The sequence below is a fragment of the Lysinibacillus piscis genome (genome assembly GCF_026012395.1).
Lineage (GTDB): Bacteria > Bacillota > Bacilli > Bacillales_A > Planococcaceae > Lysinibacillus > Lysinibacillus piscis.
This window is the reverse complement of the sequence record NZ_BRZA01000002.1, coordinates 1,208,279-1,222,967: the sequence shown is the minus strand read 5'-3', so window position 1 is coordinate 1,222,967 and position 14,689 is coordinate 1,208,279. Positions and strand designations below refer to the sequence as shown.

The following is a 14,689-nucleotide window of genomic DNA, read 5'->3' as shown; positions in this document are numbered from 1 at the left end:
TATGAACAGAAACTTACCAACTTTAACGCCAGAAATCACAGAAGCTTTTCAACCAGCAGTATTAGAGGTTATTCGTAATTCAATTGCACCGACAGCCAATGATCAAGAATTTCTTTTATTCGCTCACAAGGCAGCGTCATACGGTTTGGACCCGTTTAAAAATGAAATCTTTTTTATCAAATATGGTAGTCAAGCGCGTATTCAATTTGCTGCAGAAGCCTATTTATCAAAGGCACGTGAACAAGAGGGCTTTATCCCTCCTGATACGCAAATGGTGCATGAAAATGACGAATTTAAAATTGCCAAAAATAGTGAAACACAACAAATGGAAGTTGTACAACATGAAATCGGCTTCCCACGTGGAAAAATTATTGGTGCATACTCAATCGCCTATCGTGCAGGTTATCCACCAGTAGTTATCATCATGGACATTGACGAGGTGAGTCATATGTTCACAGGTCAGAACAAGGACAACTGGAACAAATGGACAAGCGACATGTTCGGCAAACATGTGCAACAACGTGCGTTGAAAAAGCAATATGGCTTGTCATTTGAAGATGTAACGATTCCGTCAAATGATGCGTCACAGTCTACAACACAAGCCCGTAAGGATATTACACCAAATTCGGATGCATTAGAGCCACCAATTGAACAGCCAGCGCCAACCCGTGATGATGAATTACGCCAGCAAATCAATGAAAAATTAAAACAGCTCGGCATTACAACAAAAAAAGCTGTTACTGAATATCTATCTAAAAATGCACCTAATATTAACCCATCTACAGCAACCGAGCCTGAAATGGTCGGGTTGATTGAGCTGCTGGATATGAATATTGAAATGCTTGCTTCACAGCAACCGCAAAATGATGATGACTTACTCGAATAAGTGACATGAGGGGTTGGAGAAAAAATGAGAGAGTTTAAATTTCGTGTATGGGATAAAGACGTAAGGAAAATGCACATTTGTGGTGATAATTCGCATGATTCTATCGTTTTTGACTATAAAACGAATCAAGCATGTTATTACAATCTACAAAATGGTGAAGGTAGTTCACTAGACGGAACAGGTACTTATGATTTAATGCAATACACAGGCTTAAAGGACAATCATGACAAAGAGATTTACGAGGGGGATATTTTAGAAGATTCATATGGATATAGGTTCCCTATATTTTTCAATGATGGTTGTTATCAAACAGATTCAGAGGATTTTGAAACAATAAATGAACATCTGATTACTTATCATAATTTGAAAATTGTTGGCAACATCCACGAAAACCCTGAATTGCTAGGTGGTGTAGATAATGAAAGTTGACATCTTAGCAAGTGGCTCTAGTGGAAACTGTATTGCCCTAACAGCGAACAATTCGACTATTTTAATCGATGCAGGCATCGCTAAAACCAAGATTGAAAAACGACTACTGGAAGTCGGAATAGTGCCGACGAATGTCATAGCCATCTTTGTGACACATGCGCACAGTGACCATATTAAAGGGCTGCCATTGGCAAATAAATATAAAATTCCTGTCTATGCCTCACGCGGAGAGTGGAAAAGTATCACAGGTGTCGATGAAGATTTGATTCACGAAACTAGCGAAGATGGACATTTTTTCAATCATGGAGTGTCTACCTCGTCAGTTAAAATAACGCCATTTGATGTCCACCATGATGCGTATGAGCCTAAAGGATATTTTGTGCAGTCGATTAATTGCAAAGTTTCTATTTGCCTAGATACGGGGTTAGTAGACAGTAGCATGATTAGTGCTATGCAAAACAGCAATATTTATATCATCGAAGCCAATCATGAGCCAAGAATGGTTGAAGCTTCCGATTATCCTAACAGTGTCAAAGCTCGAATTATAAGTCACGTAGGGCATTTGTCCAATCAGCAAACAGCGTTGGCACTTGCTGAGCTGGTCCAAGGCAACGGAGAAAAGATTTATCTGACACATCTAAGCGATAAAAATAATCTGCCCATGTTGGCAGAAATGACGGTCAAACGGGAGCTTTTGAAAAAAGGCTATCATGCAAGCACACATTACGAACTGGAGGTTATTTGATGCATCCATATTCTTTATTTTTAGAAACAGTAGCATTGCGAAATGAAAATGCCGAGTTGAAAAATCAAATTGAAACAATGAAACTACAAAAAATTACGGCAGTTGTTGCAGACCTTATCGGTGATTGGTTAGATAAACCTTTGGTTGATAAAGATGAACGTCAGGACATCGAAGAGTTTGCAGATGAATTAACTAGATATATCAAAAGTCAATTGAAATAGGGGCATGTGAGGACCAGTAAGGCGGTGAGAACGATGTCCGATAGTTTTTATTTTCCTGTGTTCACTGGAATTTTAACTAAAGAGCATGTTGAAAAAATAGGACCTGCCGTGTGGGAGTTTCTATGGTTGATTGCAAAGACCACAAAAGAGGTAACAGAGGATGGTGAAACTATCGGTATCGTCCTTGGTGGTCAGCCGATTAAAAACATAGAAATAGCAGAATCACTTGGTTACAGCCTAGCTAAAGTTGAACGTAATATATCGATTTTAAGAAAACACGGATATGTCATTACGAAAAGGACTCCTTATGGAAACATATTTAAGGTGAAGAAATCTAAGAAATTTTACAAAAACGAAATCAAGAAAAAGAGAACCCTCAAATATGAGGGAACTGAAAGGAGTGAACCCTCAAATATGGATAGAGAACCCTCAAATATGACAGAGAGAACCCTCAAATATGAGGGGAACAAAGAAGATATAAAAGATATAAAAGATATAAATAATACTCGTCAAAAAAAATATGACGAGGACAACACCTATTTCAAAATGGCTAAATATTTTTATGACAAGGTGGAAGTTGTTGCTAATGAAGCAGGCGTATCCCATTTGATAAAAAAATCAAATCTGCAAACATGGGCTGATGATATGCGTAAGTTAATTGAGCTTGACGGAGTAGACAAGCATCTAGCAAAACAGGTAATGGATTGGGTAACACAAGATTCATTTTGGCGCACGAATGTATTGTCAGCTAAAAAGCTTCGTGAAAAATTTACGGAACTCGCTATCAAAATGAATGCTGATAAAAAGCCTGTTCAGCCTAAACAAAAATTGCAATATGACCCAAGGGATAAAGAAATAGCCTTCCAACAATGGGTACAGGGAGGGAACAATCCAGATGACTTTGATTGGAGCAACTAACTACGAACTTGAAGCTGAAATATCGGTACTAGGTGCAGTATTTCTTGAACCAAGTGCAATAGATGAAATTGTCTTTTTAGAGGATAGGGATTTTGTTAGTCCACGTCATCAACAAATCTATCGAGTGATGAAATGGTTGGATGATAGAAATCAACCTGTAGACATTGCAACCGTCATGGATATGTACATGAAGCATAACAAAATGGATGAAATGGAAGTTACGTATTTACTAGAGCTTGCTAATGCTGTTCCTACAGCAGCTAATATTGCACATTATGCCAAAATTGTACGTTCTAAAGCCCTTAGACGGCGCGGTACAGATATAGGACAAAAAATTATGAATCTCGCGTATGAAGATTTTGAGACGGATGACGAGTATTTTGCAGCAATCGAAAAGCTTGCATCTGAAGTAAGACCAGAAGATGGTGGAAAAATGAAAAGCCTGCAAGAATCACGCCAAAGTTACTTTAATCATCTGTTAAAACGTGCTGAGCACATCCCTACAGGTTTTACTCAATACGACAAATGGGCGCATGGACTTTGGAGAGGTTGGCTATTTGTAAGTGCTGGACGTCCATCTGTAGGTAAAACAGCGATGCTTTTACAACGAGTAATGGGCATTGCTAAGCATGGACCAGCACTTATTTTTTCACAAGAAATGGATGAAAACCAATTGTTTGACCGTATGATTTCAAACATAACTGGCATTGCCTATGGCCGTATTAAAAATAAGGACCTAAATCCTGAAGAGTTGGGTGTCATTGAGCATGCCTATAAAGAATTAGAAAAGCTACCAATCTTTGTACAAGACTCATCAGGCGTCACTATCGAAGAAGTAAGGGCAACAGCAAGGCGATTTAAAAAACGTTACGGACAAATTGCCATGATTGCAGTGGACTACTTGCAAATTATGAAGATTTCACAACGCAAGAATGAAACCAGGGCGCAAGCTATCGGCAATGTAACGACTACAGCAAAGCAAATAGCCAGAGAGATGAATTGCTGTTTTATGATGTTATCGCAAATGACACGTGAAAGTGACAACGTGAAAAAGCCACAGCTCTCTCACTTAAAAGAGTCATCATCCATTGAACAAGATGCAGATGTGGTGGAATTCCTTTGGCATGATCCAGCTGACAAAATGCCTCAAGGGAAAGTTGTTCAACAGTTTTTTGCGAAAGGCCGAGATGTCGGGATGAACGAATTCAAGCTACTATTCATGGGCTGGAAGCAGAAATTTGTGGAGCTTAATAGGTAATAGAACCATTATATGTAGGGAGATGAAAGAAACCATGCCAACCGTTAAACATTGGTCATTTATGATGGACTACGAATCGAATGAAATTGTCATTGAAACATTCGTTAATGGCGAATGGATTCGATTACGAGTATGTGAAAAAGATATTAATAGTATGCAATTTAAATTTAATATAGCGAAGCAAAATGAGGTGAAAGAATGAGCACTTGTGCACAATACAATAAAGAATATGAAATTGAAGATTCTTCTGCCGAGGAGAGCGATCGCTTTTGTAAAGATGATTGCGAACTGAAATATTACGAGGAATTGGCGGAAGAACTGGGAGACTGGGATTAAGCACAATGACCATAATGCGGACAAGAATAAGGACATGTCCGCATTATGTCAATTATGCAGAGAGGGGGAAAGCAACATGGCTAGATTAGTTGAACCTAGATACGATTCGACAGGTAAACTCATACAATTACATGACGTATTGAAGGACGAGGAAACTGGAGAAATGGCAATAGTTGTCCAAGCCAAAAACAAGGCAGGAGTAAGAGGGTTGGCAGTTGAGAATAAAATCATCGGTTTAAGTGACTGGTTAGATGTTTATCCAGACGCTGTATGGACAACTGTTGGGAACGCAGGAATATCATCACACGATGTTGATTAGTGCATAGTGTGACCAAAGGAAGGGTGAAAAATATGGAGGAAAGTATAATTTATCTTTGAGGATTCCCGTAAAGGGAATCTACGAAAAAATGTGCGAGAAAAACCTTTATCTAGTTGGGATGAAATAATGAATTTTAATAGAATATACGATTAAATTTAATAAGCAATTTGCCAAAAGGAAGGGGGATAAGGAATGAAATATTTATTGGAGCAAAAAGAAATCAAACTCCCGCGTGTCGTGTGGATATTACACACTTTTTTAATCATCTGCGGAATTTTATATACATTAAATTAGTTGCAAAGAAAGGAGCATGTCATGAAAGCCATCACAATCAAACAGCCGTGGGCTACACTCATTGCTTTGGGCGAGAAGAAATTCGAGACACGTAGCTGGCAAACAAAGCATAGAGGAGCATTAGCAATCCATGCAGGTAAAACAGTGGATAAAGAAGCATGTGAGGACAGTTGGATAAAAGGCGTTTTAGCAGAGTATGGAATTACATCGTGGAAACAGTTACCTACTGGAATAGTAATAGCTACGGTTAATTTGGTAGATTGTCACAAAGTAGGGTTAAGCGTAGGAAGTGTAGTATGTACAAGTGGTCCAATGATTCAAGGATTAGAGTATGAGTTCGGAGATTACACAGAAGGTCGTTATGCATGGGAGTTTACCAATTTAGAGGTTTTACCTGAACCAATCACAGCAAAGGGAAAACTTAGTCTGTGGGAGTGGGATAAGGAGGCCATATCATGAGATTTATCGGTATTGACCCATCAACAAAAACGGGCTTTGTCGCAGTGGATGAACATGGACAAGTCTTAAAAGCGAAAGAGCTCACAGGTGTTGGTGACAAAGACCCCAGGCGTATGATTACGCTCATTGATGAATCGATGAACTATATGCGTAAAGGTGACCAAATCGCCATTGAGGGCTTTGGTTTTGCCACACAACAGGGCATCCAGCTTGGAGGTATTGGTTGGGGGATACGTATGGCACTTGTAAGAAGAGGTTTTAAATATTATGAGGTAGCGCCGAATGCTGTTAAAAAATTTGTCGGTGCTACAGGTTGGACAGGCGAAGTTGGTAACAAAAAGCGCCTTACTGGTCCGCAAAAGAAAAAAGCTGTGATGGCAGCAGTGCAAGACCATTATGGATTTTCACATAAAAGTGACAATATTGTCGATGCCTATATATTAGCGCAGATTGCTAGATTGATTTATCAGTATGACAAACCTGATTTTATTGGCTGCCCAACGTATCAAGCCGAAGTGGTTGCCACGATATTAGGTATCGACAACAAACGATTAACTCACAATACGTTGTTTTGACATGTCAGATTCATCCGTATGGCGTTTTAAATAGTTTTATGTAAATTTATAAGGCATGAAATCAAAATGTCTTAAATCGAACGCTAGGGCGTAAAAATCAAAAGAGAAAAGAGGAACTAAATATGACTGCAATTCAATTAGATGTCTTGTTTAAGAAAATTCAAAAGGATGATAAAAAGGAAATCCTTGAGTTCCATGTATTAGGTGATGAAATACCACATAAATCAGAGTTGATTGGTATGGCTGGCGGTGTTGCAATTCTTGAAATTGGAGATGTGAAACTATCAGCAGAATTCAAGTCGATTCAGCGTGATAGCAAAAAGGCTGCTCTGAAATTTGAGGCGAAAGGAGATAGTGAGGACAAGATTATTCGACTTTATCCGAAGGCAGGTTCCAACGTAAAGCTATCGCTTGAACCAAGTCAAATGAGCATTGAAGATTTTAATGATGGACATGAGGGTATTGGTTATACAGTCAATGGAGACGGAACAGCTTCTGTACCATCTGATCAGATGAGTATGGATGATGTTGAGGAACCAGAAGAGGAAATTGATGATGAAGATGATTTACTAGATTAATATAAATCGCCCTGGGGAAGTCCGGGGCATCTACTATGTAAAAAGGTGGGAGCTGCTGCATGCACATAATGAAAATGTTGAAAGAAGGGGAAAATGAATTTATTGAATTATATTCCAATAAATAAAAACTAACTTTATAATCATAAAATACTATATTTTTATGATTGGGGTTAGACTATATATGAAAAAGGAACTGAATTATTTTAAATTTGGAATTGGTTGGGCAATAATTGCTAGTATTGTTATGCTTGTAGGGGCATTGAGTGATGATAAATTCCCACAAATATTAGGAATATTATCTGAAAGGAGTAGTTTTTGGATAATAATCTCCTCTTTACTATATTTAATATCTAACTTTATAATTTTTACTTTCCCTGCATTCTTAGTTTACAAAGCAGGTGAATTATCAAAAAGAAATAAAAAATTTACATGGACTGTATTAAAACTCATAAGGAACGCAATCCCAACCCTTTTATTCTTCTTGATATCCTACTTTATTGCTGCAATTATTAGGGGAGATATATTCACTGATAGTTTAACTGCTTTAACAGATTATGGTTATTGTATTGGTGTAATTGTCACTGCCATGCTTTTCGGCTTTAAGGATTTAAATGATGTCGAACATACGCAACAAAAACATAAAGATGAATTAAAGAAATTACAAAAAAGGTATTCAACTTTGGAAGCTAAATATAAAAAAATGGAAAAAAGGTATACCCTGTTGAAAAATAAAGGGAAGAAAGAGTTAGCAAAATTGGAAAAGGACCATCACCTTGAAGAATCTCAGAAATGAAGATTATATTAATAGATACAAGAGGAGAATGAAAGAATAAACAACAAGGTAGGTGTTGTAAATGTATGAATGGTTACAAGATTACCAGCGATTAGAAGATGAAATCACATACCTTGAGCATAATTTACTTCGCTCTAAAAATGAATTGAAACGATGGGTGCATGGTGATTTAGCTAAATATAAATTAACGGCCGATAGCGAAGGAGCTAAGCTAGAAGAACGTATAGAAGTCATCGAATATGAACTAGCTCATAAGATGAACGATTTGCACGATTTGAAAAATTTGATTCTAAAATTTAAAGGTATTGAACAGAAAATTATTTATGGAAAATATATTGAGGACAAGACATTAGAACAAGTTGCAGCAGATTTAGGTTATAGCGCTCAGTACATCTATGCTAAACACGCTCAAATAAAAAGGTTACTTACTTTCAATACCATATGATTAATTTAGTATAAATTCACTCTATATTGTTCCTATTAATTTTATTGCAAATCCGTATTATGATGATAACGTGATAGTTTTCGGAGAGACTATTTCTAGGTTTTCCATAAAAGGTTACTCCATACAGAGACTACTAATTCGGTAGTCTTTTTTTATATTACAAATGACAATTGATTCCTTTTTATATTATAATTAAGTGAAATCTAATAGGAGTTGAAAAAACATATGGGACAGATAAATGAAAAGATGGACTTATTAAACCATTTTAGTAACAACCAGGAAGTATTAGATTATTTAGCTGAGTATTTCCATGAATATGCAAATACTACTTTTGATAAAGAATTGTTCAAGTTAGAAAAGGCTAAGGATAGAGTTTCATTATTAACCCTATCTCATAGAATAGACGCTGTTGTATCGTCTGAAGGTAGTATGAAATTTCTCCTTAAAAGTATAGACTTAACGAATGTTAAACTATACGGTTTTATTCGTTGGAATAATAAAAAGTTTTGGGATTCGGAGAGTTCACAAGATATAACATTTACTAATGGAACTTTGAAGTATATGTTAAAGGAATTAAATTAATAAAAATTAAGTCACATCTAACCAGTTGTGGCTTTTTTGTTGCCTTCATATTTGTTATAATGACAAACTCTTACATTTATTCTATTATAAAAATAGATAGGAGGTAATAGATGTGAGTGAAGGTAACGAAAAACGATGTTTTATAATTACTCCTATAGGGAGTACTGAATCTGAGATTAGAAGAGCTACTGAAGGTTTGATTGAAGCTGTAATAATTCCAACATTAAATGAATTAGGGTTCAAATCGAAAAATATAAACGTAGCTCACAGAATATCCGAAAGTGGTTCAATTAATAGACAGATTATAACAAGAATTATTGAAGATGATTTAAATATAGTAAATTTAACAGGATTAAATCCAAATGTTATGTATGAATTAGCAGTAAGACATGCGATTGCTAAACCTGTAATAATGCTAGCTGAAGAGGGGACTAGCTTGCCTTTTGACATAGTAGATCAGCGTACAATATTTTATAGAAATGATATGCTAGGCGCAGTACAGTTAAAAGAGGACTTAACAAATTTTGTGAAAGCTGCATTAAACAACGAAAAAGTAGAGAACCCTTTAATTCAATTAATTCAAGAACAAAGTGCATTAAACAATATTCAAGGTATTGATAAAAGTGCTACAGAGTTAATACTAAATCGATTAGATAAAATTGAAAGACAAACATTAAATAATTTAGGTAACAACAAAAAAATAATGAAAGGAATCGAATCGATTCAATTGGAATTTGAATATAAAGAGGGTAACACTGAAGAAATGATACAATATGTAATGGCGTTAGTAGATGATATATCACCAATGATATCTAGAATTATAGGGAGACCAACTTCTATAGGGTTTGATATAATATTCAACCTACCAAGTCCAAATAGAAATTCAAATTTAGAAATATTATTGAATAAAATTAAAGAACAGGTAAATCAAATTGATAGACTTTCCCTAATAGATATAAAAATGATAATGGATTAAACAAAATACGATGACCATCACAAGAGCTGGTTGCACCTCACAGAAGATGGCGATTATTTTAGTCACATCTAACAGGTGTGGCTTTTTATTATGCAAATGTTTCCTTTTAATCTATCATAGGTTTAAAAGGAGGTGGGCGAACTTGGATAAAAAATAGACATAGTTTATTTGGTATTTAAACTAATAAGTGGCTTTCCGTTTAATGAGGTTTTAGTAGGTTGCTATGACTCAGAAGGTAAAGCTGAAATGGAAAAAGCCAAATACGAAATAGCAAGAATCGTAGAAATTGAGGTAGAATAACATGCAATCAGAGCGCATAGTAAAGATGCTTAATGAATTGACTACAGCTTTTGCAAACTTAAGTTGTACAGATATTGATGTTGAAGATTTAGAAAATTTAAAAGTAGTTTCAGAGCAATTAAATTACATCGCTAACACAGTACAAATCACACAACAAAAATTAAATGATTACATTCAGTCACGTTCCTAACGTGGCTTTTTTGTAGAAAATTGTTCCTATTTATCACCTTTCAGCTTATGATTGAATGGGAGGTTATTACAATGATAGAAAAATCAGAAGAAGTAGAAAAAGTGAAAAGAATAGAAAAAATGATTTTAACAATATTGTCTGTATCTATAATAGCTTTTATCATTTCGGTATTAGCGATAATATTTCAATTTATATTAGGTGATAGCCCACAAGTAGCTACTATCATAGGGGGCATCACAGGAATGATTGGTGGAATTATAGGGGCAATAGGAGCTTATGTTGCTGCAAAAACGCAAATTGATTACCAATCGCAACAAGTGCAAACAGAAAACAAAAAGAAGGCGAGACCTTTTATTGTATGCAATGACTTAAGAGCTAGCTATCAGTTGGAAGAAGTCGATTTACATAGAGATTCTAAGATAATAGAGTTTGATTACTATAAAAGCTTAAGAATGATTGCTAGTGTCACTAATGATAAAAAAATTGGTTTCTTTCAACTGAAATTTGTTGGTGCACCAGATGTTATATTAGAATGTGAGATAAAATTGTATTTGGAAGAAAAGTATTACGAACAACACTTTTATGAAGCGTATTTAGATCACTTGAAAAATGATGTAGAAATTTTTATCCCGATACCGTATGTAACTAAACCATCTTTAGGTAATGCAAGGCCTAAAAAAATGGAACTATATTATACAACTACAGAGTATGAAAAGTTTTTATATGAATACAACTTCTATGAAACATGTGAAAAACTTTATCAAATAGAGAATGGTCAGAAAACTTTAGTTAAAAAACGAACTTTTTTACCCACAAATTGGATATTGCCAGGAAAGAAGAAAAAATAATCTTCAAGCATCCTTCGGGGTGTTTTTCATTTGTCCTGAAAATGGCATCAAACAGCCAATTGGAATATATACGAAACGATTACAAGTGATTTTAAAATACAAAAGGCTATTAGCATAATGAGGTAATGTAGTAATTACAAAACAACTCAAATATGGAGGTGGTGTTGATGATTTATGGCTAGACCAAGAAATCCAAAGCGCGACGAAGCATTTCAAATGTGGCTCGAAAGTCAGGGGCAAATGCTTTTGACAGAGATTGCAACCCAACTAGAGTTATCGGATTCGCAAATCAGAAAATGGAAAAACCAAGATAAATGGAACGAACACCTGAAAGGTAACGTTACTAATCGAAATCGCGGCGCGCCAAAAGGTAATCAAAATGCTGTAGGTAACGCAGGGGGGGCACCGCATGGCAACAGCAATGCAGTAACGCATGGATTGTTTCAAAAATACCTCCCAGAAGAAACGCTTGAGATTATGGAATCCATGAATGAGCGTGCCCCAGCTGATTTAATATGGGATCAGATACAAATTCAATATGCTGCTATCATTCGAGCACAACGTATTATGCATGTGACTGATAAAAATGAAATCATCAAAGAGCTCAAAAAACGTAAAGATACTCAATTTGGTAAGGAAATCGAATATGAATTCCAATTTGCATGGGAACGACAGGCGCAACTACTCACGGCTCAATCACGGGCTATTGGGGAGTTGCGTTCTTCTATTCGTCAATTTGTAGAGATGGCCGACCAAGATGATGAACGTAGGCTCAAACTTGAGCAGCTGCAGTTGAATATTGATAAAACAAAAGCCGAAATCAATAAATTAGAAAATCCTAATGTCAGCACACAAGAATCCGAAGTTGCTAAAATGTTACGACGAATGGCTGGTGAAGAGTAATGGCTGAATTAACAAAAAAACAACAAGCCGTTATGGATTCGTACATTAAAGAAAAACCTAAAATTACAGTCGCAAGTGGCGCAAAGCGAGCAGGAAAAACTTTTGTGTTTATCTTGCTTTTTTTAATGCACATCGCAAAGTTTGAAGGACAAGGGTTATCGTTTATCATTGGTGGCGCTACGCAGGCTAGTATAAGACGAAACGTACTAGACGATATGGAAATGATATTGGGCAAAGAACTGAAGCTAAATAAGTCTAATGCTGTTACGATTTTTGGTAATAAGGTATATGTATTCGATGGGGCAAAAGCAGATTCATGGAAAAAAGCACGTGGATTTACATCAGCTGGCGCTTTTGTCAACGAAGGTACAGCACTGCATGACACATTTGTAAAAGAAGTTATTTCACGTTGCTCTTATCCAGGAGCACGAGTATTAATCGACACAAACCCTGAAAATCCAGCACACAGCATCAAAAAAGATTACATTGACCAAGACGGTCAAACTTTAAAAAGTGGCCGTTTGAATATCCGTGTATTCCATTTTTCTTTATTTGATAACGACAAATTAGATGAAGAGTATATTGAATCGATTGTAGCCAGTACTCCATCGGGAATGTTTACTGATCGTGATATTCATGGGCGATGGGTAGCTGCTGAAGGCATCATATACAAAGATTTTAATGAAAAGGTACATTATGTTTCTTCGCAAGAATTTGCGAAAAAGAATATTGTTAAATATTTTGCTGGTGTTGACTGGGGGTATGAGCATTTTGGCTCTATCGTTGTACTAGCAGAGGATGATAAAGGGGACGTATACTTATGCGAAGAGCATGCTCATCAATATTATGAGATTGATGATTGGGTAAAAATAGCGAAGGACATTAAAGTACGATATGGCAATATCAATTTTTATTGTGATACAGCTCGACCAGAACATATTGATCGTTTTAAACGTGAAAAAATACGAGCATTTAATGCAAGAAAAGCAGTTGTTGCTGGTATCGAAGAAGTGGCTAGAAGATTTAAGTTAGAGCGATTGTTTATTGTACGTGATGAAATTAAACGTTTTGAAGATGAAATATATCAATATGTGTGGAACTCAGGTACAGGAGAGCCAGTGAAATTATGGGACGATGTACTAGATGCCCTGCGGTATGCTATTTATACACATTATTACAAACAAATTATCACTGGGAAGAATCGATAAGGAGGTGCTGTCATGAATGAATACATCACATATATTGATGAAAAAGGTATAACGCCTCTATTGCTAAACAAATTAGTAGAGGAAACCAAGAGTGAAAGAAATAAACGGCTGCTCAACTACAACCGTTACAAAACGGAGCATTCAGCGGTGCCTATTTTAACACGCAAACCGACGGAGTATGCCCAAGGAAATGAACATGTGCAACGTGTTGATGACAAAGTGAACAACACATTAAATAATTCATTCGATGCTGATATCGTGGACACAAAAATAGGCTACATGTTCGGCAATCCAATTTCATATGTATTAGATAAAAAAGCTCAAACCCTAGCTAAATTAGCAGAGGTAATTGAGCTTTTTAATTTACGTAATGCTATCGATGACTTAGATAGTGAATCAGGCAAAAAGACAGCTATATGTGGCTATTCAGCACGGTTACTCTATATTGATACAGATGGTAATGAAAGGGTGACAGCTATACCTCCATGGGAAACGATTATTCTTTCAGAAACAGCAAATGTGAGCGATCCTAAATATGCATTTCGATATTATAAAGTCGCAGAATTAAACGATGAAGGTGACAAAGTAGAAATAGAACAACTGGTATTTTATGACGCAACGACAGAGCGACTTTACACACGAATCGATACAGATTCACCATTTACTTTGAAAAATGAACGGAAGCATTTATTCGACTATTGTCCGTTGTTTGGGATTATGAATAACGAAGAGTTACAAGGTGATGCTGACAAGGTGTATAAGTTGATTGATGCATATGACCGTACATTTTCAGATGCCTCTAACGAAATTGAACAATGGCGTTTAGCTTATTTGGTGCTTCGAGGTATGGGAATGGATGAGGAGGATGCGAAGAAAATTTCACGTACAGGCATTTTCGAGCTAATGGGAGAAAACGATGACATTAAATACTTAACAAAAGAAGTCAATGATCAAATGATAGAAAATCACTTAGACCGTTTGGAAGAGAATATTATGAGATTAGCAAAGAGTGTGAACTTTAGTGATGAGGCATTCAGTGGTAATGCAAGTGGCGTGGCGATGAAATATAAATTAATGGCGCTTGCTAATAAATGTAAAACAATGGAACGGAAGTTTACTACGGCTTTAAGGTACCAATTCAAAGTGCTATGTAGTGCATGGGCAAAGAAAGGCATCTGTTCCAAAGATGATTATTTAAAGCTTTGGTTCGGCTTCAAACGTAATTTGCCTGCTAATCTACTAGAGGAAGCAGAAATTCAGGAGAAGCTACAGGGCCGGGTATCGGAACGTACACGTTTATCGTTGTTTAGTGAGGTTGATGATGTAGAAGCAGAAGTCGAGGCAATGATACAAGATGAAGAGGAGTTTGGTAATCGCTCAATGCCTCTGACCCAGAATGAATCACAAGCATTTGAAAGAGAGTGAT

General features: G+C 36.2%; 21 protein-coding genes. All 21 read left to right on the top strand.

The genetic code is table 11. From position 1 onward, the window contains the following. The first annotated feature begins 1 nt into the window (after position 1). The 21 genes from OPF91_RS12560 to OPF91_RS12460 all read left to right on the top strand — a co-directional run bounded on the left by OPF91_RS12560 (position 2) and on the right by OPF91_RS12460 (position 14,688). Positions 2-886: a RecT family recombinase gene (locus OPF91_RS12560; RefSeq protein ID WP_264989095.1), complete on the top strand. Its 885-nt coding sequence runs from the start codon at positions 2-4 to the stop codon at positions 884-886. Between the two features lie 24 nt (positions 887-910). After that, on the top strand, positions 911-1,315 hold the full coding sequence (locus tag OPF91_RS12555) for a YopX family protein (protein WP_264989094.1): 405 nt from the start codon (positions 911-913) through the stop codon (positions 1,313-1,315). Next, positions 1,305-2,060, top strand: coding sequence for an MBL fold metallo-hydrolase (locus OPF91_RS12550; protein WP_264989093.1), 756 nt, complete (start codon positions 1,305-1,307; stop codon positions 2,058-2,060). The genes OPF91_RS12555 and OPF91_RS12550 overlap by 11 nt, the downstream gene beginning before the upstream one ends. Then, positions 2,060-2,281, top strand: coding sequence for a hypothetical protein (locus OPF91_RS12545; RefSeq protein WP_264989092.1), 222 nt, complete (start codon positions 2,060-2,062; stop codon positions 2,279-2,281). The genes OPF91_RS12550 and OPF91_RS12545 overlap by 1 nt, the downstream gene beginning before the upstream one ends. 33 nt (positions 2,282-2,314) lie before the next feature. Further along, entirely contained in the window at positions 2,315-3,199 is an 885-nt protein-coding gene (locus OPF91_RS12540; protein ID WP_264989091.1) for a phage replication protein O, read from the top strand. Beyond that, positions 3,177-4,457: a replicative DNA helicase gene (locus OPF91_RS12535; RefSeq protein WP_264989090.1), complete on the top strand. Its 1,281-nt coding sequence runs from the start codon at positions 3,177-3,179 to the stop codon at positions 4,455-4,457. The genes OPF91_RS12540 and OPF91_RS12535 overlap by 23 nt, the downstream gene beginning before the upstream one ends. Positions 4,458-4,491: 34 nt before the next feature. Next, on the top strand, positions 4,492-4,659 hold the full coding sequence (locus OPF91_RS12530; RefSeq protein WP_264989089.1) for a hypothetical protein: 168 nt from the start codon (positions 4,492-4,494) through the stop codon (positions 4,657-4,659). Beyond that, a complete protein-coding gene (locus OPF91_RS12525) occupies positions 4,656-4,793 on the top strand; it encodes a hypothetical protein (RefSeq protein ID WP_264989088.1) in 138 nt (45 codons plus the stop codon). Before OPF91_RS12530 ends, OPF91_RS12525 begins: the two co-directional genes overlap by 4 nt. 76 nt (positions 4,794-4,869) lie before the next feature. Continuing rightward, positions 4,870-5,112 carry a hypothetical protein gene (locus OPF91_RS12520; protein ID WP_264989087.1) on the top strand — a complete coding sequence of 81 codons (243 nt, stop codon included), beginning with the start codon at positions 4,870-4,872 and terminating at the stop codon, positions 5,110-5,112. Positions 5,113-5,427: 315 nt separating this feature from the next. Then, complete coding sequence (locus OPF91_RS12515; RefSeq protein ID WP_264989086.1) at positions 5,428-5,865, top strand: ASCH domain-containing protein; 438 nt, start codon at positions 5,428-5,430, stop codon at positions 5,863-5,865. Continuing rightward, positions 5,862-6,440, top strand: coding sequence for a RuvC family protein (locus OPF91_RS12510; protein WP_264989085.1), 579 nt, complete (start codon positions 5,862-5,864; stop codon positions 6,438-6,440). The genes OPF91_RS12515 and OPF91_RS12510 overlap by 4 nt, the downstream gene beginning before the upstream one ends. Positions 6,441-6,562: 122 nt before the next feature. After that, on the top strand, positions 6,563-7,018 hold the full coding sequence (locus tag OPF91_RS12505; RefSeq protein WP_264989084.1) for a hypothetical protein: 456 nt from the start codon (positions 6,563-6,565) through the stop codon (positions 7,016-7,018). 181 nt (positions 7,019-7,199) lie between these two features. Beyond that, positions 7,200-7,811: a hypothetical protein gene (locus OPF91_RS12500; RefSeq protein WP_264989083.1), complete on the top strand. Its 612-nt coding sequence runs from the start codon at positions 7,200-7,202 to the stop codon at positions 7,809-7,811. Between the two features lie 61 nt (positions 7,812-7,872). Continuing rightward, complete coding sequence (locus OPF91_RS12495; RefSeq protein ID WP_264989082.1) at positions 7,873-8,256, top strand: hypothetical protein; 384 nt, start codon at positions 7,873-7,875, stop codon at positions 8,254-8,256. 225 nt (positions 8,257-8,481) lie between these two features. Then, on the top strand, positions 8,482-8,838 hold the full coding sequence (locus tag OPF91_RS12490) for a hypothetical protein (RefSeq protein ID WP_264989081.1): 357 nt from the start codon (positions 8,482-8,484) through the stop codon (positions 8,836-8,838). Between the two features lie 112 nt (positions 8,839-8,950). Further along, positions 8,951-9,814, top strand: a complete 864-nt coding sequence (locus OPF91_RS12485) for a hypothetical protein (protein WP_264989080.1) — start codon at positions 8,951-8,953, stop codon at positions 9,812-9,814. Between the two features lie 301 nt (positions 9,815-10,115). Further along, on the top strand, positions 10,116-10,304 hold the full coding sequence (locus tag OPF91_RS12480; RefSeq protein WP_264989079.1) for a hypothetical protein: 189 nt from the start codon (positions 10,116-10,118) through the stop codon (positions 10,302-10,304). A 71-nt stretch (positions 10,305-10,375) separates the two neighbouring features. Further along, complete coding sequence (locus OPF91_RS12475; RefSeq protein ID WP_264989078.1) at positions 10,376-11,152, top strand: hypothetical protein; 777 nt, start codon at positions 10,376-10,378, stop codon at positions 11,150-11,152. A 174-nt stretch (positions 11,153-11,326) separates the two neighbouring features. Then, on the top strand, positions 11,327-12,055 hold the full coding sequence (terS, locus tag OPF91_RS12470; protein WP_264989077.1) for a phage terminase small subunit: 729 nt from the start codon (positions 11,327-11,329) through the stop codon (positions 12,053-12,055). After that, positions 12,055-13,263, top strand: coding sequence for a PBSX family phage terminase large subunit (locus OPF91_RS12465; protein ID WP_264989076.1), 1,209 nt, complete (start codon positions 12,055-12,057; stop codon positions 13,261-13,263). Before terS ends, OPF91_RS12465 begins: the two co-directional genes overlap by 1 nt. Positions 13,264-13,275: 12 nt before the next feature. Further along, entirely contained in the window at positions 13,276-14,688 is a 1,413-nt protein-coding gene (locus OPF91_RS12460) for a phage portal protein (protein WP_264989075.1), read from the top strand. Position 14,689: the final 1 nt, after the last annotated feature.

What these genes read in the sequence shown, in the direction of transcription:
- OPF91_RS12480 (WP_264989079.1), top strand. Translation starts at nt 10,116, where the DNA reads ATGCAATCAGAGCGCATAGTAAAGATGCTTAATGAATTGACTACAGCT.
- OPF91_RS12490 (WP_264989081.1), top strand. Translation starts at nt 8,482, where the DNA reads ATGGGACAGATAAATGAAAAGATGGACTTATTAAACCATTTTAGTAAC.
- OPF91_RS12505 (WP_264989084.1), top strand. Translation starts at nt 6,563, where the DNA reads ATGACTGCAATTCAATTAGATGTCTTGTTTAAGAAAATTCAAAAGGAT.
- OPF91_RS12540 (WP_264989091.1), top strand. Translation starts at nt 2,315, where the DNA reads ATGTCCGATAGTTTTTATTTTCCTGTGTTCACTGGAATTTTAACTAAA.
- OPF91_RS12555 (WP_264989094.1), top strand. Translation starts at nt 911, where the DNA reads ATGAGAGAGTTTAAATTTCGTGTATGGGATAAAGACGTAAGGAAAATG.
- OPF91_RS12510 (WP_264989085.1), top strand. Translation starts at nt 5,862, where the DNA reads ATGAGATTTATCGGTATTGACCCATCAACAAAAACGGGCTTTGTCGCA.
- OPF91_RS12460 (WP_264989075.1), top strand. Translation starts at nt 13,276, where the DNA reads ATGAATGAATACATCACATATATTGATGAAAAAGGTATAACGCCTCTA.
- OPF91_RS12530 (WP_264989089.1), top strand. Translation starts at nt 4,492, where the DNA reads ATGCCAACCGTTAAACATTGGTCATTTATGATGGACTACGAATCGAAT.
- OPF91_RS12500 (WP_264989083.1), top strand. Translation starts at nt 7,200, where the DNA reads ATGAAAAAGGAACTGAATTATTTTAAATTTGGAATTGGTTGGGCAATA.
- OPF91_RS12515 (WP_264989086.1), top strand. Translation starts at nt 5,428, where the DNA reads ATGAAAGCCATCACAATCAAACAGCCGTGGGCTACACTCATTGCTTTG.
- OPF91_RS12520 (WP_264989087.1), top strand. Translation starts at nt 4,870, where the DNA reads ATGGCTAGATTAGTTGAACCTAGATACGATTCGACAGGTAAACTCATA.
- OPF91_RS12535 (WP_264989090.1), top strand. Translation starts at nt 3,177, where the DNA reads ATGACTTTGATTGGAGCAACTAACTACGAACTTGAAGCTGAAATATCG.
- OPF91_RS12475 (WP_264989078.1), top strand. Translation starts at nt 10,376, where the DNA reads ATGATAGAAAAATCAGAAGAAGTAGAAAAAGTGAAAAGAATAGAAAAA.
- OPF91_RS12560 (WP_264989095.1), top strand. Translation starts at nt 2, where the DNA reads ATGAACAGAAACTTACCAACTTTAACGCCAGAAATCACAGAAGCTTTT.
- OPF91_RS12545 (WP_264989092.1), top strand. Translation starts at nt 2,060, where the DNA reads ATGCATCCATATTCTTTATTTTTAGAAACAGTAGCATTGCGAAATGAA.
- OPF91_RS12525 (WP_264989088.1), top strand. Translation starts at nt 4,656, where the DNA reads ATGAGCACTTGTGCACAATACAATAAAGAATATGAAATTGAAGATTCT.
- terS (WP_264989077.1), top strand. Translation starts at nt 11,327, where the DNA reads ATGGCTAGACCAAGAAATCCAAAGCGCGACGAAGCATTTCAAATGTGG.
- OPF91_RS12495 (WP_264989082.1), top strand. Translation starts at nt 7,873, where the DNA reads ATGTATGAATGGTTACAAGATTACCAGCGATTAGAAGATGAAATCACA.
- OPF91_RS12550 (WP_264989093.1), top strand. Translation starts at nt 1,305, where the DNA reads ATGAAAGTTGACATCTTAGCAAGTGGCTCTAGTGGAAACTGTATTGCC.
- OPF91_RS12465 (WP_264989076.1), top strand. Translation starts at nt 12,055, where the DNA reads ATGGCTGAATTAACAAAAAAACAACAAGCCGTTATGGATTCGTACATT.